Here is a 22,861-nt window from a genome sequence, read left to right on the forward strand (position 1 = left end):
ATCGGCCAGTATAAGTGACGGCCCATGGGGGATTGATGCAGGCAGATCTCAAGGCCCGGTGTCCCGACCCGTTACGGGAGACCGAGGATCTGGAGGAGCTCTACCAGCTGGCGATACGGTTCCAGGTGCTGTGCGTGTCCCAGGCGGCCGAGAAGCTCCACTGGGACGACGCCCGGATGGCCCGGGCGGTCCGGCTGCTGGTGGAAGGGGAGCTGCTGCGGCCCCTGGCCGGCGACCCCAACGCGCTCGTGCCCGTCGCACCGCGCACGGCGGCCTCCCGCAGGCTGGCGCCGCTGCACTCGCAGATCGCCCGCATGGAGCGGCAATCGGAGGAGATCCGCGCGGAGTTGGCCGTCTTTCAGGAGCTGCACGAGCAGGCGCTGCGCGAGGCGCGCCTGGCGGAGCCGTTCCAGACGATCGCCGGCGCCGACGCCATCGCCGCCGTCATCGCGGCGGCCGCCGAGGAGTGCCGCTCCGAGGCGCTGATCGCGCGCCCCGGAGGTGGCCGCGGCGCCGCCGACGTCCTGCAGATAGCGTGGGAGCCGCCCGAGTCGGTGCTCGCCCGCCGGGCCCGGACGCGGACCCTGTATCAGCACGCCACCCGCTTCGACGGGCCCACGAGAAAGCACGTGGAGCGGATCGTGGCGGCCGGGGGAGAGGTGCGCACGCTCGGCGACCCCTTCGAGCAGATGATCATTTTCGACCGTGAGGTGGCCGTCATCCCGGCGGACGCCGACCGGGACGTGGCGGTGGTCATCCGTCAGCCCGGCGTCGTCGGCTTCCTGCTGGGAGTCTTCGAGCGGGCCTGGGTGAACGCCAGGCCGTTCGAAAGCCAGAACAGGGCCGCCGACGTCAGTGAGTTGATCTCCAGTGTCCGGATGTCGATCATCCAGCTCCTCGCCGAGGGGGAGACCGACGAGGCGATCGCCCGCCGCATCGGGGTGAGCGTGCGCACCTGCCGCAGCCATGTCGCCAAGATCTATCAGGAGCTCGGGGCGCGCAGCCGGTGCCAGCTGGGCGTCCTCATCGCGCAGTCCGGCCTCCTCGGGCCGGGGTAGTGGGCCCGCGTTGGTGGGGCGGGCACCAGCATCTAGGATGCCGTCATGGCTGACCCGGACCCCTCCACCGTTACCACTGTCTCGCGGGATCCGGAACTCGGTTTCCCGCCACCGGGCGAAGTGCTGCACCGGCTGCGGACGCACAAGGGCATGTCGCTGCGTCAGGTGGCGGCGGAGTGCGGGCTGTCCGTGTCCTTCCTGGCCGCCCTGGAGCGGGGTGAGACCGACATCGCCCTGGAGCGGCTCGGCCGCCTCGCCAAGGTGTTCGACCATGATGTCGGCTCGTTCCTGGGCTTCTCCCGGGGGCGGGCCACCCCCTCGCTCTTCCCCCGGGAAAAGCAGGAGATCCTCAACCGGGCCCCGGGCGTCGTCTACCGCGTGCTGCGCTCGCCGCAGCTCGGATATCAGGTGGTCACCGGGGACTTCGAGCCGCACTGCGGCCTCTCCGAGGACCTGCAGCACGAGGGCTCCGACCTCATCATGGTGACCCGGGGCACGCTGGTGGCCCGCTACAACGGGCTGGACCACGTGCTGCGCACCGGGGACTGCATCCAGTGGTCGGCCGGCCATCCGCACAGCTTCCGCAACGACACCGACGAGCCGGCCCAGCTGGTCGCCATCCTGTTCTCCTCCCTCTACTGACGGCCGCATCGGCTCCCGCCTCAACTGCCCCACGGACAACGGTCCGTGGGGCTTTTCGTTGTCCCCTCTCCTGAGGCCGGAACGCTCGCCGTGAGCGATATTTTGCTCTACAGTGCTTTTTATTGAACACGAAGGGGAGTGTCACCGGTGACGAGTCCGAACCCGCCCGTCAAGAGTTCCCAGCGGCCCGCGGCCCCCGGCGGCATGCCTGCCGCCGCCGCGCGGCCCGCGGGGCGCACGGCCGATCTGCCCGCCCGTGTGGCGCTCGTGGTGGTCTGGAGCTCGGGCTTCATCTCCGGCAAGCTCGGCCTGCGGCACGCGGCGCCGTACACCTTCGCGGCGTTACGCTTCGCCATCGCGGGACTGGTACTCCTGGCCATCGCGGCCCTGCGCCGCGAGCGGCTGCCCAGGGGGCGCCGGCTCGCGCATCTGGCCGTCGCCGGCGCTCTCGTCCAGGCGGTGCAGTTCTCCAGCATCTACGTGGGCATGGACCTCGGCGTGCCCTCCGGGCTCGCGGCCCTGATCATCGCCCTCTATCCGCTCACCGCGTCGCTGCTGGCCGTCCCGTTCCTGGGCGAACGGGTCACCGCGGGCCAGTACCTGGGCCTCGTCCTCGGCCTCGGCGGCGTGGCCCTGGCGGTCGCCGAGGGGATCCACCTGTCCGGCGGCTACCTGCTGGGCCTGGGCTTCCTCGCCCTGGGGCTGCTGGGCATCTCCGTCGGCACCGTCTACCAGAAACGGTTCTGCGGGCAGATGGAACCGGTGAGCGGCAATGCCGTCCAGCTCCTGGCCGCCTCGGGGGTGGTGCTCGTACCCGCCTTCCTCGCCGAGGGCTGGGACGTGGAGCTCACCGCCTCGTACTGGCCGGTGCTGCTGTGGAGCGCACTGATCAACTCCATCGTCGGGGTGGGCCTGCTCTACCACCTGTTGCAGCGTCACGGCACGAGCCAGGTCAGCAGCCTGTTTTATCTGGTGCCGATGAGCACGGCGGCGCTGGGCGCCCTGGTGCTGGGGCAGCACCTCGGCCCGCTCACCCTCGGCGGGCTCGTCCTGGCCACGGCCGGCACCCTCCTGGCCAACCGTGTCCGCCGCTGAACGGCGGGAGAGCCGGGCCTTCGGCCCGGCTCTCCCCTACCGTCGTCCCGACCGCGCTCAGCGTGGCGCGCCGCGCGGGGCGGTCCGCTCCTGGTGGTCGGCTATCAGGTCCTCGATGTCGTCGGCGCAGTCGCCGCAGCCGGTGTTCGCCTCGGTGGCCTCGCGAACGGACGGCAGGTCGAGCGCGCCGCGCTCGACGGCCGCGACCACCTCGCCCTCAGTGACCCGCGCGCACAGGCACAGCAGCGGGCCCGACTCCTCCGCGTGCTTCTCCATCACTGTCCCCTTCCCAGGTGTTCGGCAGCCTGTGGACCATGCCCGGCGTCTCCGGGCGGTCCCGGAGCTCGGCCCGGCGGATCTTGCCGGAGGGCGTCAGCGGCAGTTCGCCGACGAACTCCAGGACACGCACCCACTTCTCGCGCGGCAGCTCCTCGACCGCGCAGCGGAAGACGCCCTCGGCGCTCCGGGCGTCCGGCGCGTGGCCGTGGGCCGGCACGACGAACGCCTTCGGCTCCCACAGGCCCACCGGGTGCGGGACCGCCACGACCGCGGCGTCGGCCACCAACGGGCTGCGCAGCAGGGCGCGTTCGAGCTCGAGCGGCGAGATCCGGTGGTCGAACGACTTGAACATGTCGTCGGTGCGGCTGACGTAGCTGAAGCTGCCGTCGTCGTTGCGCACCACCAGGTCACCCGTGTGGTACACGCCGTTCTCGAAGGCCCGGGCGGTGCGCTCGGCGTCGCCCGAGTAGCCCGTCATCATGCCGGCGGGGCGCGGCGACAGCCGCACGCACAGCTCGCCGGGGGTGCCGTCGGGCACCTCCCGCCCGGTCTCCCGGTCGATCAGCACCAGGTCGTAGCCCGGCAGGGCCCACCCCATCCGCCCCGGCCCGCTCTCCCGGCCCGGGGGGTTGCCGATCTGGGCGGTCGTCTCGGTCTGCCCGAAGCCGTCCCGGACCGGCATGCCCCACGCCTCGCGCACGGCGTGGAACAGCGCCGGCTCCAGCGACTCGCCGACGGCGGCGGCCTCCCTCAGCCGCTCCGGCTTCTCGCCCAGTCCCTGTTGCACCATGCCGCGCCACACGGTCGGCGGCGCGCAGAGGGTGCTGATGCCCCTGGTCCGCAGGGCGTCCAGGACCGTGGCCGGGCCGGGGCGCGGGTCGGCCAGGGCCACCACCGTGGCCTCGGCGTTCCACGGCACGAAGAACGAGCTCCAGGCGTGCTTGGCCCAGCCCGGCGCGGAGACGTTCAGGTGGAGGTCGCCGGGGCGCACCCCGTTCCAGTACATCCCCGACAGGTGGCCGACCGGGTAGCTGAGGTGGGTGTGCGCCACCATCTTCGGCCGGGAGGTCGTGCCCGAGGTGAAGTAGCAGAACAGCGGGTCGTCGGCCAGGGACCACCCCTGCGGGGTGAACCGCACCGAGGCGGCGAGGGAGTCGGTGTACGGCACCCAGCCGGGCCGCTCCACGCCGACCGCGATGCGTGTGAAGTCACCGGCGATGCCCGCGAAGCGGTCCACCAGGTCGGCGGCGGCCACGACGTGCCGGATGCCCGCCCGCTCCACGCGGTCGGCCAGGTCGGCGGGAGTGGTCGTGGTGTAGGTCGGGACGATCACCGCTCCCAGCTTGATGGCGGCGAGCATCACCTCCCACAGCTCGACCCGGTTGTCCAGGAGCAGCAGCAGGGGGTCCTTGCGGCGTACCCCCAGCCCCTGGAGCCAGGAGGCCACCTGGTCGCTGCGGCGGGCCATGGCGTCGTAGGAGAAGTCCGTGTCGCCCTGGGGGCTCACGACCCGCAGCGCGGGCCGGGGGTTGCCGCGGGCCACCACGTCGAACCAGTCGAGCGCCCAGTTGAAGCGCTTCAGGCGCGGCCACCGGAAGGCGCGGCGCGCCGCGTCCAGGTCGTCGCGGTGGTGCAGCAGAACGTCGCGCGCCTGACGGAAAGCACGCGTGGCATCGGTGTCATGGACGGTCATCGCAGGTGGTGCCTTTCGTGGGGGAAACGGTGCGGTCTAGCCGTGCGAACGGGCGTCGTGGCCCACGAGGACGGCCTCCGCGGCGAGCGTGCGGCGCTCCCGGGGGTCCGGGCCCGCGGCGAGCGGGGCGACGAGTTCCCGGGCGACGGTGTCCGCCACCTTCATGAAGTCGGTGGCCACGCCCGGGCGGCCGTTGCCGATCTGGGTGAACCAGCGCACGTGCTCGGTGGGAATGCCCAGCGCGTACAGGCCCGGGTGCGCCCGGCCCGCGCCGTCACGGACCCGGAAGGAGCCCTGGACGATGTCGAGCCCGCCGGTGGCGTACGCGGTGCCGGACGCGGCGTCGGAGTTGACGAACTCGCGGATCACCTGGTCGGCCAGGAGCTGACGGGTCAGGGGAGAGCTGTCGCGCGGCAGCGCCGGAGTGGGGATGCGGGCGTCGATCAGCACCTCGGCGGTCCGCTCGGAGCCCGCCACCTGGGGGGAGTGGACCACGAAGCGGCCCCGCGCCGCGTCGGCGGCGAACCGGGTGTCCGGGCCCGCGATCTCCACCAGCCCCTGCTCCATGAGCGCGATCAGCTGCTCGGTGCGGACCATGGGCGGGCCTGCGGAGAGCAGGGCGTTGACGGGCGCGTAGTCGCGCAGGAACGCGTCGCGGTGGGACTCGGGCAGCAGGCCGCCGTAGTCGATGGCCGACCGCACCACGCCGCGCAGGTCCCGCAGCGCGTCCAGCGCGGCCTTCAGCGGACCGTCGAGCGTGCCCAGCACGGCCTCCTCGAGGTCGCGCCGCATGACGGCGAAGAGCCGCTCGTGCCAGGCCGCGTGGCTCGCGAACACCTCGCCCGTGAACGGTCGGGCCAGGGCCCACAGGTCCAGCGGGGGCACGTCCTCCAGGCCCGCCTCCTTCAGCAGGACGGAGGTGTCCTCGCCGCACGCCAGCTTCTCGGCGTGCAGGCGGGCGAACTCCTCGGCCGCCGCGGCCCCGGCCAGCGCCCGGACGTGGGTGGTGCGGTAGACGTGCTCGACCTCCTTGAGCAGCAGCGGAAGGATGTCCTCGGCGAAGTCGAGCAGCGCGCTGCCGGTGGCCGACAGGCGGCGGGCGCGGGCCGCCGCGACGGCCTCCTGGGTCAGGAACAGCGCGGGATGGACGTAGCCGGGGTCCTTCTGGTTGCGCCCGCGCGCCGGGATCGGCAGACCGCTGCGGGAACCGGCGACGATGCGGGGCTCGCGGCCGCCCGGGACGTAGCGCAGGCGGCCGTCGTCGCCGCGTACGAACGCGCCGCCGCGGCCGACGGTCAGCGACAGCAGCACGTCGTAGAACGACAGGCCCAGCCCGCGGATCGCGACGGTGGCCCCGGGGCGCACGGCACCCTCGAGGTCCATGTCGGCGGCGGAGTCGCCGCCCAGATAGCGCACCGCGGGCCGGCCTTCGGCGAAGCGCAGCATGGCCCGGTCGAAGTCGCCGGGCTCGTTGCGGGGGTGCCCGGTGGCCAGTACGACCTTGTGCGCCGCGAGGGTGCGGGAGTCGTCCAGGGTCACCTCGTAGTCGCCCAGCGGCCCCGGCCGGACCGCGGTGACCTGGGCCCGGACGGGGATCAGGCGGACGTGGGAGGGCAGTTCGTCGGTGATGGTGCGGTAGACGAACCGCAGATAGCGCCCGTAGTCGCGGCGCGAGGCGAAGTCGTCGGGGCCCAGCTCCGGCCGGCTCCCGTCGGCCGGAGCGTAGTGCTCCAGCCACTGGCCGAGCGAGGGGCCGGCGCCGGGCCGGGGGCGGCCGCCGTCGGGCTCGCCGGAGAACATGGTGACCTGGCCGATGACGGTGTTCATCGTGTACCAGTCGTCCTGGTCGGTCCGCCAGACCCGGCCGGCCCCGACCTCCACGGCGTCGATGGCGTAGATGTGCACCGGGTGCGGGTCGCCGCCGCTGTCGCGCAGGAGCACGGCCAGGCGCTCCAGCACGGAGATGCCCCGCGGCCCCGTGCCGACCACGGCGACGGTGTAGGGGATGCGCGGCTGTTCGGGGATGTTCACTGCGATTCTCCTTGTGCCACGTGCGATGAGGGAGACCTGAGAGAAGGCGAAGAGGAGGGAAAGAGGGCAAAGAGAGGGGGAGGGGGTGCGCGCACAGCCGCCTCAGGCGCAGGCGAGCGCGGCGCGGTCGAACGTCGACTGGACGTGCGAGAGCATGCCGAGGAGGTCGTCCGCGCGGAGCCGGGAGCTGCCGGGCGGGGCCGCGGCACGGATCGGCATCGAGCCCACCGAGAACCACCGCAGCCGCCCGTCGCCGTCGATGTAGCTGCGCGAGCGCTGGGCGTTGTCCGCGTGCAGGCAGTACGGCACATCCAGATAGCCGCGGGCGAAGGCCATGGTGAGCGCCCGCCCCACGTCCGGGTGGAGCTCGAGCACCGCCTCCACCAGCGTCCGCGCCTCCTCGTACACCCCGTCGTCGGGCGCGGTGCCCGGCGGTGCGTCGTCCCGCCGCGCGGCCAGGGCGGCCTCGCGCAGCGCCAGGACGTTGTCCTCGACGGTGGGGATGCGGTGGGCCTCCGCGGGGGTCTTGACGATGAGGCGCTCCACTTGGGTGCGGGCGGCCAGCGACGCGCTGTGCCGCAGCAGGGCCAGCGCGCCCTCCTCGGTCCGGGGGAAGACGCCCATGTAGGTGTAGAGGACGATGTGCCAGGAGGAGGTGGTCAGCAGCTCCCCGGCCAGCCGGCGCAGCGCCGCGACCGCCGCCACGTCCTGCTCGAAGTCGGTCTGCTGGGCGTAGCTGAGGGAGAGGTCGCGCAGCCCGTGCTGCTCGAAGAACATGCCTTCCAGCACGGTCATCGCCACCAGCAGGCCGGGTGGGCACAGCTGGCCGAGCAGACAGCCGCCGAAGCTCTCGAGGTGGGCGGACGGCGAGCGGGCGGCCAGCAGTTCGCAGCAGCGCGCCCAGGCGTCCACCGACCGCGCCAGCGGCGTACGGCTGTAGGGCAGGCAGTACGAGACCGGGCCGCCCTCGGTGGCGTCGAGCCCGGAGTCGAGCAGGACGCGGAAGATGTCCAGCGGCAGCGACGAGCCGTGCCGCACCTGGACCGCGAAGTGCCGTCCGCCCAGGTCCGCGGTCAGCTCCCGGTTGGCGTCGGGCCCGTGGGCGACGAGGGGGTAGCCGTTGAGGCTCTCCCCGTTGTCGAGCGCGCGCCGCGCCGAGCCGTGGTCGCCGACCCTGGTGTAGCTGTCCAGCGTGATGGTGCCGACGGTGCGCACGGGCACGTCCCGGACCGCCTCCAGACCGCGTCGCATGGCCGGCCGGGTGGGAAAGCCCATCCGGGGCTGTACGACGAGTTCGCCCGCCGCCCTGGCCGCCGCGACCGCCGCGCCGAAGGGCGGCGCGGCCGGGCGGAAGGCCCGTGCGCCGGGAGGGGTGCTCCTCACGCGGCCGCTCCCGCCAGGGCCGGCGGTGCCCCCGCCGTGAGCGGGCCCGCCGGGCCCACGTACGCCCGGAAGTCCTCGATGGCCGCGTCGCCCTCGAAGACGGCGGTGAAGCCGGCGGCCAGCAGTTCGGGCCCGTACGTCCCGACGGCCGCGCCCTCGGTGCCGAGCTTGCCGCCGATGACGACGGGCAGCTGTGCGAGGTCCGCCTCCCGGCGCAGCCGGGTGACCAGGCGGCGGCCGTCGAGGAAGCCGTGGCCGTTGACGCTGCTGACGACCACCAGGTCGGGGCGGTGGCGGCGGCACTCCCGTATCAGGAGGTCGTCCGGCACGCAGGCGCCGACGTTGTGCACCTGGTGGCCCATCTCCTCCAGCAGCAGCTGGAGATACACCAGATTCCAGGTGTGGGAATCGGAGGAAACGCTGGATACGAGGACGCGGAGCCCCCGGCTGGGCATCGTGAATTCCCGGTCGGATATGACCGCAGAAGAGGACATGCAGGTTCGCTCCCGTGGAATGAAGGGGGTAGGCGGTGCTGCGTGAGGGTGAGTGGCCGAACGGCCCTGTGCGGGCGGCGGGTTCACCTTCTGGGGAAATCCCTTGGTCCGGCACCGTGAGGATATGCCCGAAGCCCCTGCTCTCCGCTCCTTCAGCAAGCTGCAATGCAGCTTCATGACCATGATCCGGTCTGGATACCGAACCGGCGGGCAACCCAGAATCGAGGCGACCCCGACCGAAGAGGGAGCTTTGAACGATGAGTTCGACACAAGCGGCACCCGGTGTGAAGCCGTTCGAGGCGGACGCGAACGGTATGCGTCCGGTGGAGGTGCACTGCCATGGATTCGGGGACGTGGACTTCTCCGACTTCACCCGCGTGGACCTGACCCGCCTCGACCGGTGGTGCGCCGGCGAGGGCGTGCTCGCCCTGCCGACGATGTACCTGCACCGCGACCGCCTCGGCGAGTTCGAGGACTTCATGCGCCGCTACGCGAGCATGCGCGAGGACGGTCTGCTGCCGCACGTACCGGGAGTGGCACTGGAGGGCCCGCTGCTGTCGCACCGCGGCGGCACTCCCACCTCCACCGTGTGGGCGCCGAGCCGGCAGGAGTGGGAGCGGCTGGCCGCGCTGGGCGAGCACGGCCTGGTCTACACGGTCGTCTCGCCCGACGCCTACTCCCCGGAGTCCGTCCTGCAGGACGACCCGAACCTGCGCACCAGCGACTTCTCCTGGATCGTGCCGACGCTCCTGGCCCACGGAGTACGCCCGGCCCTCGGCCACTTCACCCGCGACGACCCGCGGCGCAGTGCGGACACCGTCGATGCCATCGTGGAGACGGCCTACCAGTCGGAATGGAACGGCACCGGAGTGCGGGTGACGACCGATCACCTCTTCAACGACATGCCGCTGAACATCCGGCACGCCTTCCGGACCGAACGCGCCCGCAAGGAGCGCGACCGGATCATCGAGTCGTACGACGTGCCCAACTGGACGCTGGACAACATCAGCGAGATGGCCGGCCCCGTGCCCGGTGCCATCATCCGGCAGGCCGTCAACTGCCGCATCGCGGCCTGCATCAACTTCGACGGCGAGCACGTGGACCTGGCCCTGGCCACCCGCGCCGTCCAGCTGATGGGCCCGCGCAACGCGATGATCATGACCGACCGGTGCGACTCCGCCCGGCTCGGCGGCCGTCCGCTGCACCACACCGGTGACAACGGCCTGTGGTACGAGGAGAACGGGGTGGTCGCGGCCGGCTCGCAGCCGCTGGCCCTGCACATCGCCAACGCCAAGGCCAACGGCCTGTCCGACGAGGACATCCGCTTTCTCACCACGCGCACCGCGCACCGCACCTTCGGCATTTCCGTCGATTCCGCGGCGGTGCCCGCGGCCGCCTGACCGGCGGCCGCCATTCGAGCGACGCGGCCGGCGTTCCCCCGGCGCCGGCCGCGTCACCGCCCCGAGCGGGCGGAATTCGTGATGAATTCCGCCTCCGTGTTTTCCGGGAAACGTCGGTCAGTGTTTTTTCGACAGAACAGGATGGGGACGTGTTTGATCACATCGCGGACGCGATGAAGCAGCCGGATGTGGTCCGGCTGGACCGCAACATGTATGTCCTGCGCTTCGAGATGATGAAGATCTACTCGGCGCTCGAAGCCGTCCGGCACCTCCTGGCGACCGGCGTCGTCAAGCCCGGCGACACCTTGATGGACAGCTCCAGCGGTACCTACGGCTATTCCCTCGCACTGGCCTGCCACAAATACGGCATGAAGTGCCGCATCGTCTGCTCGACCAAGGTCGACGACCATGTGCGCCGCCAGTTCGAGATGCTGGGCGCCCAGGTCGACCGGGTGGAGATCCCCCCGGGGCCGATGGTCGACAAGATGGACCAGGGCGCCCGCCTCAGGCGCGTCGCCCAGATCCTCGACACCGAGCCGGGCGTCCACTGGATGCAGCAGTACCACGACGACGTGCACTACCTCGGCTACCGCGAGTGCGCCCAGATGCTGCAGAAGGAGTTCGGCGGCGAGCCCCTCACCCTGGTCGGCGGCGTCGGCACCGGCGCCTCCACCGGCGGCCTGACCACCTACCTGCGCGAACTCAACGACGACGTCACGCTCGTGGGGGTGCAGCCCTTCGAGAGCGTCACCTTCGGCAGCGACCCGGTCGAGGACCCCGTGGCCAGCATCTCCGGCATCGGCAGCCCCATCGTCATGCGCAACGTGCGCTACGAGCTGTACGACCGGGTGCACTGGATCGGCTACGACAGCGCCGTCACCGCCACGACCGACCTGTTCCGCCGGCACGCCCTCTACGCGGGGATGTCCTCGGGCTGCAACTATCTCGCCGCCCGCTGGGAGGCCGCCCGCGACCCCGGACGACCCTGCGTGTTCATCGCCGCGGACACCGGACACCGCTACACCGAGACCGTCTACGCCCGGCCCCAGGGCGACGGACGCGTCGAGGGCCTGGCGCCCCGGTGCGTCGACTCCCTGGACCAGCTGGCCTTCCCCTGGTCGGTCATGGACTGGGGCCGCCGGCCCTTCCACCCCGTCAGCAAGGAGAACCCCCTGTGAACACGCCCTCGGGCCGGAACGTCATCGCCCTGGAGTGGCTGCAGTTCGGTCTGGGCCGGCTCGTGGCCGCGGCCGCCGAGGAGGGCCTGACCGTCCATCTCCTGACCTGTGACCGGCCGGAGTACACGCACGAGCTGTCCACGCTGGACAGCCCCCACCTGGTCGTCCACGACGTGAACACCCACGACGTGGCGGAGGTCGTCGCCACCGTCCGCTCCATCGGCGACGTGGCGGGCCTGATCAGCACCACCGACACCTGGAGCCTGGTCTCCCTCGCCGTCCGCGAGGAACTGGGCCTCGCCGGGCAGGACCCCGCGTGCGTACGCCTGGTGCGGGACAAGACCCGGCTGCGCCGGCGCCTGTACGAGCACGGGCTCTCCCGTGCCGACGGCTTCGCCCTCGCCGCCGGCGACGACGCCGCCACCGTGGCCGCCCGCGTCGGCCTGCCCCTGATCGTCAAGGACGGCGCCGGCACGGGCAGCAAGCACGTCTGGATGGCCCGTACCCCCGACGAGCTCACCGCCGTGCTGCACGAGGCCCGGCGCTCCACGCTGCGCGGGCGGCTGGCCGTCGAGCCCTACTTCCCCGGACCGCTCTACAGCATCGAGACCCTCACCTGGGAGGGCCGCACCCGCGTCCTCGGCGTCAGCAGCCGTGTCCTGTCCGCGCCCCCCGTCTTCCGCGAGGAGGCGCTCGCCTTCCCCGTCGCGCTGCCGCCGGCCGTGGCGGAGGCGGCCGGGCAGTGGATCGAGCAGGTGCTCAAGGCCGTCGGCTACACCGAGGGCTTCGCCCACACCGAGTTCATCCTGGCCGACGACGGCTTCGAGGTCGTCGAGATCAACCCCCGGCTCGGCGGCGGCCTCATCGGCGAGGAGATATCCCAGGCCCTGGGCGTCAACCTCTACGCGACCTTCCTCGACCTCGTGCTGCGGCGGCGCCCCGCCCTCATGGACGCGCCGCTCATCCCCCGCCACGGCGCCGCCCACGCACGGCTCTACGCCCCGCGGACGGGAGTCTTCCGCGACTGCGAGGGCCAGGAGTCGCTGGCCGGGCACCCGGGCGCCCCCGTCCTCCACGCGGCGATGCCCGCCGGAGCCACCGTGCGCACGGTCACCCACCAGGACGGCTGCGTCGCCGTGGTGTTCGCCACCGGCGCCACCTCCGAACTCGCCCTGCAGAACGTGCTGTCCGCCGCCGGCGGGCTGCGCGTGCGGATGGAGGGTGACCGCCGTGCCTGAGCGCGCCCCCCACCTCCTGGTCCTCAGCGGCTGGGCCGGAGTCGTCGAAACGGCCCTGTCCCTGGGGTTCGACGTCAGCTTCATCGGCAACACCGCCGACTTCTCCCCGCAGGACATGGAGATCCTCCGCCGCTGCCGGTACGTGCGGGCAATCCCCGCCGAGCAGGTCGTCGCCTGCCTGGAGGCGGCCCACCACATCCACGACCGCCATCCGCTCGACGCCAGCATCTCCTTCGGCGAGTTCGGCATGGAGAGCTCCGCCGTCATCGCCGACGCCCTCGGCATCCGGGGCATCCCCCTGGCCTCGGTGGCGGCCACCCGTTACAAGGACCGGATGCGCGACATCCTCGCCGACCACCCGCGCCTCGCGCTCGGCTGGGCCCGCGTCGAGAGCGCCGAGGACCTGGAGAAGTTCCACGCCCGCCACGGGCTCCCCCTGATCGTCAAGCCCGTCGCCGGCTCCGGAAGCGTCGGCGTACGCCAGCTCACCACCCCCGGCGAACTGCGGGCCACGCTCGACGACGCCCGCTTCTGGCTCCAGGGCTCCTACCTGGCCGAGGAACTCATCGAGGGCGACGTCCTCTACAGCGTCGAGACCGTGACCCTCGGCGGCCGGCACGCCATCGCCGGGATCTCGCTGTGCCGCCTGGCCCGGCACCCCAACATCGCGATCACCGAGATCACGGTGCCGCCGCCGGCCCCCCACGACCGGCACATCGAGAACATCAGCCGCACCGTACGGGCCTTCCTCGACGCCATCGGGCACACCTGGGGACTGACCCACACCGAGGTCAAGGTGGCCCCCGACGGACGGCCGGTCGTCATCGAGTCCCAGACCCGCATCGGCGGCTACCGCATCTTCAAGATGGTCGAACACGCCGGCGGCGTCGACGAGATCGCCACCGTCCTGCGCAGCCTGCTGCCCGGCGGCGAGCACGTGACCTCCCCCCACCTGCCGCCGACCACCGCCGTGGGCATGGTGGTCTCCCTCATCCCGCCGTCGAAGCGGGTCCGCCGCACCGCCGACCCCGAACTCCTGCGCGCCGTCGGGGGAGTGGAGGACTTCGAGATCGCCATCCGGCCGGGCGAGGTACCGCTGCCCGTCGCCGCCAACACCAAGCGGCCCGGGCTGATCTGGCTGCGCGTACCGGATCACGCCGCGGCGGAGCGGACGAAGCAGGAGATCGCGCGGACGTACTGGGTCGAGTTCGAGGACGGGGATGTCTGGCATCCGTCGTTCTGAGCTCTGGGCGGGCCTGGCCGGCCTCCCCTTGAGCCTGCGCTTCCTCCTCGCCACCTCCTTCTTCATGCCGCTCGGCAGCTTCATGGTCCTGCCCTTCCTGGCCATCCTGCTGCACGAGCGCCTGGGGATGTCGATGGGCTTCGTGGGGCTGCTGCTGGGGGCCACCTCCATCCTGCAGTTCTCCGGCGCCCTCGGCGGCGGCCTCGTCGCCGAGCGGCTCGGGCTGAAGAAGACCATGCTGACCGGGCTCACCATCCGCACCGCCGGCTTCGCCCTGTTCACGGCGGGCCTGTCCGCGCCGCGGCTGGCCGTCGCCGCGGTGCTGCTCACCGCGTGCGGCGACGCCCTGTACTCGCCGGCCAACAAGGCCTACCTCGTGGGACAGGTCGCCGACGAACACCGGCCGGTGCTGCTGTCGGTGAACAACTCGGCCCTGAGCACCGGCATGGCCCTGGGCACCCTGATCTCCGGACTGCTGATCGTCCGGATGCCGTTCCTGGTGTTCGCGGTGGTGACGGTGATGTTCACGGCGCTGACGCTGGCGCACGCGGTGATGCTGCCGCGCGACGGCGCCGCCGCACCCACCGCGGGGGACCGCAAGGGCGACTGGGTCAAGGCGTTCCTCACCCCGCCCGCCCTGGTCGCCCTGGTGACCGCCTACATCTTCTGGTTCTTCCAGAACTACCTGGGCGTCTTCATCACCTCCGGCCACTCCACGGTCGTCTACAGCCTGGCCCTCGTGCTCAACAGCGCGCTGGTCATCCTCGGCCAGCCGCCGGCCGCGCGGTGGATCGGCCACGTGCGCTACTCCACCGCGGCCCTCATCGCCTTCCCCGCCCTCGTGCTCGGACTGCTGGCCTTCTCGCGGCCCGGGGTGGGCTTCATCCTCCTGGGCACGGTGCTGATCAGCGTCGGCGAGGGCGTCATCTTCCTCAAGAACGAGCTCGAGGCCCTGCGGGCCGTCCCCGGCCGTCCGACGCTCGCCGTCGGAAGCCAGCGCCTGGCGCTGGGCATCGGCTCCTTCACCAGCGGAGTCGTCGGCGGCCAGCTGTACGCCTTCGCCCAGTCCGACGGCGGCGCCGGGGACTTCTGGCTCTACGCCGCCCTGCAGGGCCTCCTCGCCACCGCCCTCGTCGTGCTGGTGACGCGCGCCCGCCCGGCCCGCCGCCGGGCCGCCGTCCCGGCGCTTCCCAACCCCCCGTCCGAGTGGAGTGGACCGTGACCCAGACCGCCGACCTCCCCGCGCCCGCCCGCCACGCGGGGCACCCCGACGCGGCCCCCGCCTACCGGGAACCCTCCGTCACCGGGCCCCTCCCCGGGCCGCGCGGCGCGGAACTCCTCGACCGGCAGAGCCGGCGCGAGTCCAACGCCCGCACCTACCCGCGCCGGCTGCCCCTCGCCATCCGACGGGCCTCCGGCAGCTTCGTCGAGGACCTCGACGGCAACGTCTTCCTCGACTTCCTCACCGGGGCCGGGGTCCTCTCGCTGGGCCACAACCCGCCCGAGCCGCTCGCCGCGGCCCACCGCCAGCTCGACGAACTCGTCCACGGCCTGGACTTCCCCACGCCCGTCAAGGACGAGTTCACCGACCTCACCCTCGGCATGCTCCCCGACGCGATGCGCGACCGCACGAAGATCCACTTCTGTGGGCCGACCGGGGCCAACGCCGTCGAGGCGGCCCTGAAGCTGTGCAAGACCGCCACCGGCCGCGAAGAGGTGATCTCCTTCCAGGGCGGCTTCCACGGCAGCACCCTGGCCACCCTGTCCGTGACCGGACTCGTCGAACAGAAGGCCCCCGTCCGCGGCCGCATGCCCGGCGTGCACTTCTTCCCCTACTCCAGCTGCCACCGCTGCCCCCTGGGCATGGAACGCGGCTCGTGCGCCGTCAACTGCGCCGGCTACCTCGAGCGTTCCCTCACCGACCCCAACGGCGGCATCCCCCTGCCGGCCGCCGTCATCCTCGAACTCGTCCAGGGCGAAGGCGGCGTGATCCCGGCCGACAGGGAGTTCGTCCGGCGCCTGCGCGAGATCACCCGCGCCCTGGACATCCCGCTGATCGTCGACGAGGTCCAGACCGGCTGCGGCCGCACCGGAACGTGGTTCGCCTTCGAGCAGTACGGCATCGAGCCCGACGTCATCGTCGCCTCCAAGGCCCTCAGCGGCCTGGGCCTGCCGGCCGCCGTCATCCTCTACGACGAGCGGCTGGACGTCTGGCTGCCCGGATCGCACAGCGGCACCTTCCGCGGCAACCAGGCCGCGTTCGCCGCCGGCGTCGCGACCATGAAGGTCGTCCGCCGCGACGGCGTCCTGGCCAACGTGACAGCCCGCGCCGCCCAGCTCATGCGCCACCTGGAGAGCCTGCGCGAACTGACCGACCGCGTCCTGGACGTCCGGGGCCTGGGCCTGATGGTGGGCGTGGAGCTCGCCGACCCCGTCACCGGCCGCCCCGCCTCCGCCCTGGCCCTGCGCGTCCAGAAGGAGGCCCTGCGGCGCGGGCTGATCCTCGAGCTCGGCGGCCGCGACGACGGCGTGGTGCGCCTGCTGCCGCCCCTGAACTGCACGGCCGACGAGATCGACATCGCCGGACGGATCCTGCGCCAGGCCCTCGCCGCCGCCCTCACCACCGAAACGCCCCACGGAAACGGCTGAGCCCATGGACCAGCTCACGGACACCGGCCGGACCCCACCGGCCACCACCTCCCCGCCCGTTGCCGGGCTGCGCCTGGCGATCAGCCTCTTCTTCGCCCTCGACGGCTTCCTGTTCGCCGGGTGGGTCGTGCGCATCCCCGCCATCAAGGAGCAGATCGACGCCTCCGCCGGAGCGCTCGGGCTGGCCCTGCTGGGGGTGTCGGTGGGCTCGGTCACCACCATGCTGCTGACCGGGCGGCTGTGCCGGCGCTACGGCAACCACCCGGTGACGGTGGTGACGGCGGCCCTGCTGTCGCTGTCGATCGCCCTGCCCCCGCTGACCCACTCCGCCCTCCAACTCGGCCTCGTCCTCCTCCTCTTCGGCGCCGCGTACGGCGGCCTCAACGTCGCCTTCAACGCAGCCGCCGTGGACCTCGCCGAGGCCATCCGCCGCCCCATCCTCCCCTCCTTCCACGCCGCCTTCAGCGCGGGCGGACTGGCCGGCGCGGGCCTCGGCGGAATCCTCGCCCCGCACCTGGGCCCGCTGCCGCACCTGCTGCTCCTGACGGCCGTCGGACTCCTCGTCACCGCCCTCGCGGGCCGCGTGCTGCTGCGCGCGCCCGCACCGGGCCCGGGCGGCGGCCCACACCCCGGCCGGGCCGACGCGCAGCCAGGCCGGGCCCGGCCGGCGACGGGCCGGGTCCGGCTGTTCATCACCGTCTACGGCCTGATCACGCTGTGCACGGCCTACGGCGAGGGCGCGCTGGCCGACTGGGGCTCGCTGCACCTGAGCGAGGACCTGCACACGGGACCGGGCGTGGCGGCGGCCGGATACGCCATGTTCGCCCTGCTGATGACCCTCACCCGGATGTCGGGCACCTGGCTCCTGGAACACCTCGGCGACACCCCCGTCCTGGTGGCCGGCGGCTGCCTCGCGGCGGTGGGCATGCTGCTGGGCGCCCTCGCCCCGAACCTGTGGCTGGTGTTCGCGGGCTACGCGCTGACCGGTCTGGGCCTGGCCAACGTCTTCCCCATCGCCGTCGGCAGCGCCGGCTCCCTCGGCGGCTCCCACGGCGTCGCGGTGGCCTCGACGCTCGGCTACACCGGCATCCTCCTCGGCCCGCCGTCCATCGGGTTCCTCACCGAGGGCTTCGGGCTGCCGACGGCCCTGACCACCATCGCCGCGCTGGCCGCCCTCGCCGCCCTGCTCGGCCACCTCGTCCACCGCGGCCGGAGCCGGACGCCGGCCTGACCCGACGGCGCCCCCGAAGGCGACCGCGACGCACACCGTGCCACGAACGAAGGAGGCCCGCATGGCCGTCAAAGGATGCATGTTCGACTTCTCCAGCACCCTCTTCCACCTCGAGGACGCCGAGAGCTGGCTGCGCGCCGTCGCCACGGACGCCGGCCTGAGCGTCGGCGAGGACGAGGTGCGGCTGTGGGCCGGACGGCTGCTGGACTTCGGCGCGGTCCCCGGCGGCCCCGCACCCCGGTACGCCGGCCCCGAGCTGACCCGGCTGTGGCAGGAGCGGGACCTGGACGTCGTACGGCACCGGGCGGCCTACACCGGGCTCCTGCGCGCGGCGGGGCTGCCCTGGCCCGAGCTGATCGACGCCCTCTACGAACGCCACATGACCGCCCCCGCCTGGCAGCCCTACCCGGACACCAGGGAGGTCCTCGACGCACTGCGCCGGAACGGCGTGGGCGTGGTCGTCGTGAGCAACATCGGCTACGACCTGCGGCCCATCTTCCGCCACCACGCGATGGACACCTACGTCGACGCCTACGTGCTCTCCTTCGAGCACGAGATCCAAAAGCCCGACCCGCGCCTCTTCGAGATCGCCTACGACCACCTGGGCCTGCGCGGGGCGGACGTGGCGATGATCGGCGACGACCGGGTGGCCGACGCCGGCGCGGCCGCCCTCGGCTCACCCGTCCACTTCGTGGACCCCCTGCCCGTCACCGAACGCCCCGACGCCCTGCGCGCCCTCCTGCCACACCTGCTGTGACCCGGGTGCGCCGCACCCGCACCGGACCTCACCCCGGCCACCACCACAACGGATGGGAAAGAAGGACATGCCCCTCACCCCGAGCGACACCGCTCCCCGCATCGCCCTGGTCGGCGCCACCGGTGCCGTCGGCACCACCTTGATCGAGCTCATCGAGGAGCGCGGCTTCCCCTACCGGGAGATCCACCTCGTCGCCTCCGCACGCTCGGCCGGCCGCGAACTGACCGTCGACGGCCGCTCCTACCGCGTGGCGGCCCTGGACACCTTCGACTTCTCCACCGTCGACCTCGCCTTCTTCTCCGCGGGCGGCTCGGTCAGCAGGAAGTGGGCGCCGGCCGCCGTGGCGCAGGGCGCCCTCGTCATCGACAACACCAACGCCTTCCGCATGGACCCCGCCACCCCCCTGGTCGTCCCGCAGGTCAACGCGCACGAACTCGACCGGCGCCCGGACAGCGGCATCATCGCCAACCCCAACTGCTCCACCATCCCCCTCGTACGGCTCCTGCGGCCCATCGAGGACCGGTGGGGCATCCGGCAGGCCGTGGTGAGCACCTACCAGGCCGCCTCCGGACGCGGCCACGCGGGCATGGCCGAGCTGCGCGAGGCCACCCGCGTCACCCTGGAGAACCCCACGGGCGACGCCCCGGCCGAGGAGTTCACCCCCACCCTCGCCTTCAACGTCATCCCCTTCGTCGACGAGCTGCTCGAGAGCGGATTCACCCTGGAGGAGCAGAAGATGCTCCAGGAGTCCCGCAAGATCCTCGGCGTACCGCACCTCGACGTCACCACCACCTGCGTGCGCGTCCCCGTGGTCAACTGCCACTCCGAGGCCGCCTGGATCGAGTGCGCCGACGTCGTCGACCGCGACGAACTCGTCCGGCTGCTCGCCGCGCAGCCCGAGGTCACCGTCCACGACCGGGACGCCATCGGCGGCTTCCCCACCCCGCGCACCGCCGGCGACCCCGACCACGTCCACGTCGGCCGCATCCGCGTCGCCCCCCACAACCCCCGCGGCTTCTGGCTCTGGCTCGTCTCCGACAACCTGCGCATCGGCGCCGCCCTGAACGCCATCCAGATCGCCGAGGCCCTCACCGAGCGGGGCACGCTGTGACCCCCGCCCTGCCCGCCGTGCTCAAGTTCGGCGGTTCGAGCTTCGCCTCTCCCGACGCGTACGGGGAGCTGGCCCGGGCCCTGTCCGCGCGCGTCGAGGCCGGCGGGCGGCCGCTGGCGGTCGTGGTCAGCGCCATGCCCGGAGAGACCGAGAAGCTGCGGGGCCGGCTGCACGAGGTCGACCCCCACCCCTCGGACGACCGCGTGGCCGGCCTGCTCACCCTCGCCGACACCGTCAGCGCCCACCTGTTGGCCGCGGCCCTGCACCGCCTCGGCCGGTCCGCCACGGTGCTGGCCGGCCACGAGAGCGGGGTCACGACCGACGAGACGTTCATGTGGGCCCGGCTGGAGCACATCGACCCCGAACCCCTGTGGTACGCGCTCGCCCGGCACGACGTGGTCGTCGTCCCCGGCGGGCAGGCCGTCGACGGCCGCGGCCGGCCCACGTGGCTGGGCAAGAACAGCTCCGACCTGTCGGCGGTCGCCGTGGCCGTCGCCCTGGGCGCCGGCCACTGCGAGATCCACTCCGACGTCGAAGGCATCCACAGCGGCGACCCGAACAAGATCACCGGCACCCGGCTGCTGGAACACGTCTCCTACGCCGACGCCGCCACCATGTCCCGGCAGGGCGCCAAAGTGCTGCACCACCGTGCCGTACGCCTCGCCGAGCAGCACGGCGTCACCATCGTCTGCCGGCACAACAAGGCCCCGTTCACCACCGGCACCCTCATCGGCGGCACGGGAGAGCGGGCCGACGCGGTGGTCCTCAACCTCCGCTCCACCGTGCTCGGCTACCCCGACCGCACGGCGGCCGACCGGGCGCACCAGGCATTCCGCGCCGACGGAGTGGACACCGTCCGGCTGGAGGACGGCCCGTACGTGGCGGTCATCGGCGGCTACGTCGACCAGGAGGAGACCCGGCGCCGGCACGGCCTCGCCCCCGCACGGACCGCCGGCATCCCCGTGACCGAGATCAGGGGCGGCCGCACGGCCGTCCACATCGCCGCCGACGAGGACGAGGCGGTACGGCTCGCCCAGAAGCTCCACGACAACCTCGCCGTCCCCGCCTCCGCCACCGGCCTTCCGACCCTCTGACCGCAACAGGAGTACGCACGTGACTGCCCCCGCCTCCGCGGTTGCCGCGGACCCCACCCTCATCGGGATCGACCTGCCGGACGACGTCCGCGACCGCCTCGGCGCCGACCTGGCCGCCACCCCCGACCCGACGCGCGACATCGACTGGTCGATGGCCCGCTACCTGCAGATCTTCGCCCAGCTGCCCACCGAAACCCTCCAGCGCGTCCTGGACTTCGGCCGGCACCCCGACACCCCCGGCGTCGGCCACGTCCGCAACGCGCCCGTCGACGAGCACCTGCCCGCGACCCCGCGCGACGGCAACCCCAGCCCGGACAAGAAGTCCTTCGTGGCCGAGGGAGTGCTGCTCGGGCTGAGCGGCCTCATCGGGGAGCCGGTCGGGTTCACCACCGAGAAGAACGGCCGGCTGGTGCACGACGTCATCCCCGTCGAGGGCGGCGCCATGACCCAGACCAACCAGGGGTCCGCCGTCTTCCTCAACTTCCACAACGACATCGTCCACGACGAGAGGGGCCGCTACGACCTGGCCAGCCCCGACTTCCTCGTCCTCAGCTGCCTGCGCGCCGACCACGAAGGCGTGGCCGGCACGTACTACGCCGACGCCCGCGACATCTGCCGTGCCGTCGACGAGCGGACCCTGCGCACCCTGCGCAGCCCGCTCTTCCGCATGAACGCCCCCGGCAGCTACGTCCGTGACGTCGCCGGCGGGGCCGAGGTCCTCTCCGAACCGGTCCCCATGATCAGTGGCCCCGAGGCATGCCCCGAGGTCTCGGCGGCCGCCAACGGCGTCCACGCCATGAACGACGCGGCACGCTCCGCCCTGGACCGTCTCCAGGCCGCCTGCCGGGAAGTCGCCCACGAGGTGTTCCTGCGCCCCGGAGAGGCCCTGCTCATCAACAACCGCAAGGGCCTGCACGCCCGTTCACCGTTCACCGCGCGCTACGACGGGCAGGACCGCTGGCTGCAGCGGACCTATGTGCGCCGCAATCAGTGGGACATCCGCTACCGGGCCACCCCCGGCACCCGCCGCCTCCACTGACCCCCGCTCCCGCCCTACATCCCGCCCTCACCACCCCATGCGAGGCCGACGCCCATGACCAACATCGCAGTGATCAACTACGGCCCCCGGCTCGACTACCCCGCCATGTTCCCCGACGCGGCCGGCCGACTGCAGGTGTTCAGCCACCACGAGCTGCGCAACACCGAGGGCCTGGGCCGGTACGAATACGTCAAGGACTGCGAGGCCGTCCCCTACCCCGAGCTGATGATCCGCCGGCTGGCGCGCGAGAAGCCGTTCACCCACATCATCACGGACAACGAGTACGACCTCGAACGCTGCGCCCGCATCCGGCAGGACCTCGGCATCCCCGGCCAGTCCCCGGCCAGCGCCCTGTCCTTCCGCGACAAGGTGGTCATGAAACAGGTCGCGAGCCGCACCGTCGCCACCGCCCGCTTCGCCCGCCTCGAGGCGTTCGCCGACCTGACCGACTTCATCGGGGAATGCGACTACCCCGTCGTCGTCAAGCCCGTGAAACAGGGCGGCTCACGCGACATCGTCGTCCTGCGGGGCGAGGACGACCTCGTCGCCTTCAGCCGCCGGCTCTGGCGCGAGGACCTCATGGTCGAGGAGTTCGTCGAGGGCCAGATGTACCACGTCGACGCGGTCCTGGCCGACGGCTACCGGTTCGTGGCCTCCTCCCGCTATCTGCGCAGCTGCCTCGGCGTGTTCTCCGGGCACAACAACGGCTCGCTGCAACTGCGGCCGGAGGAGAAGTTCGCCCGCAGACTGGAGGAGTTCTTCGACCGCGTCCTCGAAGCCTTCGACACCCCCGAGTGCAGCGCCTACCACCTCGAGGTGTTCCACACCCCGGACGGCGAGCTGGTGCTGTGCGAAATCGCCTCGCGCGTCGGTGGCGACCGCATCCCCGCGCTCACCCGCGCCACCTACGGCGTGGACCTGCACACCGCCGTGCTGCGCCAGTCGTGCGGCCTGCCCGTCGAAGCGCCGCCGTCCGCGCCCCCGGCCCAGGTGCACGGCTCGGTGTCGATCCTGCCCCAGGGCCGCCCGGTGCGGGCACCCGGCAGGCCGCCGTTCGACTGGGTGCACCACTACGAGGTGAACGAGCAGCTCGCGCCCGACGCGGTGACGCTCTACAGCGCCTCGCACCTGTGCTTCGTCATCGTGCGCGGCGCCGACAGCGCCCAGGTGGAGGAGCGCCTCTACGAGGCCGAGGCCTGGCTCATGGAGAACCTCGAGGAACTGCCGTCCTCCTGACCACCTGACG

At 72.4% G+C, this 22,861-nt stretch carries 19 protein-coding genes and 1 pseudogene; 15 read left to right on the plus strand and 5 right to left on the minus strand.

All coding sequences use genetic code 11. The features are described from left to right. The first annotated feature begins 35 nt into the window (after positions 1–35). The 3 genes from ABZ956_RS26595 (at position 36) to ABZ956_RS26605 (ending at position 2,795) form a co-directional block, all read left to right on the plus strand. Positions 36–1,058, plus strand: a complete 1,023-nt coding sequence (locus ABZ956_RS26595) for a LuxR C-terminal-related transcriptional regulator (RefSeq protein WP_361898631.1) — start codon at positions 36–38, stop codon at positions 1,056–1,058. A gap of 45 nt (positions 1,059–1,103) precedes the next feature. Then, on the plus strand, positions 1,104–1,700 hold the full coding sequence (locus ABZ956_RS26600; RefSeq protein ID WP_361898634.1) for a cupin domain-containing protein: 597 nt from the start codon (positions 1,104–1,106) through the stop codon (positions 1,698–1,700). A 147-nt stretch (positions 1,701–1,847) separates the two neighbouring features. After that, positions 1,848–2,795, plus strand: coding sequence for a DMT family transporter (locus tag ABZ956_RS26605; protein WP_361898637.1), 948 nt, complete (start codon positions 1,848–1,850; stop codon positions 2,793–2,795). A 57-nt stretch (positions 2,796–2,852) separates the two neighbouring features. Here the strand turns inward: ABZ956_RS26605 and ABZ956_RS26610 are convergent, their stop codons facing one another. The 5 genes from ABZ956_RS26610 to ABZ956_RS26630 all read right to left on the minus strand — a co-directional run bounded on the left by ABZ956_RS26610 (position 2,853) and on the right by ABZ956_RS26630 (position 8,675). After that, positions 2,853–3,071, minus strand: a complete 219-nt coding sequence (locus tag ABZ956_RS26610; RefSeq protein ID WP_361898640.1) for a (2Fe-2S)-binding protein — start codon at positions 3,069–3,071, stop codon at positions 2,853–2,855. Continuing rightward, positions 3,013–4,767 carry an AMP-binding protein gene (locus ABZ956_RS26615; protein WP_361898643.1) on the minus strand — a complete coding sequence of 585 codons (1,755 nt, stop codon included), beginning with the start codon at positions 4,765–4,767 and terminating at the stop codon, positions 3,013–3,015. Before ABZ956_RS26615 ends, ABZ956_RS26610 begins: the two co-directional genes overlap by 59 nt. Positions 4,768–4,803: 36 nt before the next feature. After that, complete coding sequence (locus tag ABZ956_RS26620; RefSeq protein ID WP_361898645.1) at positions 4,804–6,798, minus strand: FAD/NAD(P)-binding protein; 1,995 nt, start codon at positions 6,796–6,798, stop codon at positions 4,804–4,806. 102 nt (positions 6,799–6,900) lie between these two features. Further along, complete coding sequence (locus ABZ956_RS26625; RefSeq protein WP_361898648.1) at positions 6,901–8,181, minus strand: methylaspartate mutase; 1,281 nt, start codon at positions 8,179–8,181, stop codon at positions 6,901–6,903. Next, the gene (locus tag ABZ956_RS26630; protein ID WP_361898651.1) at positions 8,178–8,675 is read right to left on the minus strand and encodes a cobalamin-dependent protein; all 498 of its coding nucleotides are present in this window, start codon (positions 8,673–8,675) and stop codon (positions 8,178–8,180) included. The genes ABZ956_RS26625 and ABZ956_RS26630 overlap by 4 nt, the downstream gene beginning before the upstream one ends. A gap of 257 nt (positions 8,676–8,932) precedes the next feature. Here ABZ956_RS26630 and ABZ956_RS26635 point away from each other — a divergent pair, with 257 nt between their 5' ends. The 12 genes and pseudogenes from ABZ956_RS26635 to ABZ956_RS26690 all read left to right on the plus strand — a co-directional run bounded on the left by ABZ956_RS26635 (position 8,933) and on the right by ABZ956_RS26690 (position 22,851). Further along, positions 8,933–10,075, plus strand: coding sequence for a hypothetical protein (locus ABZ956_RS26635; RefSeq protein WP_361898654.1), 1,143 nt, complete (start codon positions 8,933–8,935; stop codon positions 10,073–10,075). Positions 10,076–10,224: 149 nt separating this feature from the next. Then, positions 10,225–11,253 carry a pyridoxal-phosphate dependent enzyme gene (locus ABZ956_RS26640; protein ID WP_361898657.1) on the plus strand — a complete coding sequence of 343 codons (1,029 nt, stop codon included), beginning with the start codon at positions 10,225–10,227 and terminating at the stop codon, positions 11,251–11,253. Continuing rightward, positions 11,250–12,491 carry an ATP-grasp domain-containing protein gene (locus ABZ956_RS26645; RefSeq protein WP_361898660.1) on the plus strand — a complete coding sequence of 414 codons (1,242 nt, stop codon included), beginning with the start codon at positions 11,250–11,252 and terminating at the stop codon, positions 12,489–12,491. The genes ABZ956_RS26640 and ABZ956_RS26645 overlap by 4 nt, the downstream gene beginning before the upstream one ends. Beyond that, on the plus strand, positions 12,484–13,734 hold the full coding sequence (locus ABZ956_RS26650; RefSeq protein WP_361898663.1) for an ATP-grasp domain-containing protein: 1,251 nt from the start codon (positions 12,484–12,486) through the stop codon (positions 13,732–13,734). The genes ABZ956_RS26645 and ABZ956_RS26650 overlap by 8 nt, the downstream gene beginning before the upstream one ends. Beyond that, positions 13,712–14,956, plus strand: a complete 1,245-nt coding sequence (locus ABZ956_RS26655) for an MFS transporter (protein WP_361898666.1) — start codon at positions 13,712–13,714, stop codon at positions 14,954–14,956. Before ABZ956_RS26650 ends, ABZ956_RS26655 begins: the two co-directional genes overlap by 23 nt. Beyond that, positions 14,953–16,380 (plus strand): annotated as a pseudogene (locus tag ABZ956_RS26660) (diaminobutyrate--2-oxoglutarate transaminase family protein); the annotation flags it as partial. The gene ABZ956_RS26655 and the pseudogene ABZ956_RS26660, both read left to right, overlap by 4 nt. Positions 16,381–16,387: 7 nt before the next feature. Beyond that, positions 16,388–17,614: an MFS transporter gene (locus ABZ956_RS26665; RefSeq protein WP_361898669.1), complete on the plus strand. Its 1,227-nt coding sequence runs from the start codon at positions 16,388–16,390 to the stop codon at positions 17,612–17,614. A 61-nt stretch (positions 17,615–17,675) separates the two neighbouring features. Beyond that, on the plus strand, positions 17,676–18,371 hold the full coding sequence (locus ABZ956_RS26670) for an HAD-IA family hydrolase (protein ID WP_361898672.1): 696 nt from the start codon (positions 17,676–17,678) through the stop codon (positions 18,369–18,371). A 67-nt stretch (positions 18,372–18,438) separates the two neighbouring features. Then, on the plus strand, positions 18,439–19,482 hold the full coding sequence (locus ABZ956_RS26675; protein WP_361898675.1) for an aspartate-semialdehyde dehydrogenase: 1,044 nt from the start codon (positions 18,439–18,441) through the stop codon (positions 19,480–19,482). Next, positions 19,479–20,576, plus strand: coding sequence for an aspartate kinase (locus tag ABZ956_RS26680; protein WP_361898678.1), 1,098 nt, complete (start codon positions 19,479–19,481; stop codon positions 20,574–20,576). The genes ABZ956_RS26675 and ABZ956_RS26680 overlap by 4 nt, the downstream gene beginning before the upstream one ends. Positions 20,577–20,595: 19 nt before the next feature. Further along, positions 20,596–21,615: a TauD/TfdA family dioxygenase gene (locus ABZ956_RS26685; RefSeq protein WP_361898682.1), complete on the plus strand. Its 1,020-nt coding sequence runs from the start codon at positions 20,596–20,598 to the stop codon at positions 21,613–21,615. Between the two features lie 54 nt (positions 21,616–21,669). Next, positions 21,670–22,851, plus strand: a complete 1,182-nt coding sequence (locus ABZ956_RS26690; protein WP_361898685.1) for a hypothetical protein — start codon at positions 21,670–21,672, stop codon at positions 22,849–22,851. Positions 22,852–22,861 lie beyond the last annotated feature (10 nt).

The organism is Streptomyces sp. NPDC046261 (assembly GCF_040646235.1).
GTDB lineage: Bacteria > Actinomycetota > Actinomycetes > Streptomycetales > Streptomycetaceae > Streptomyces.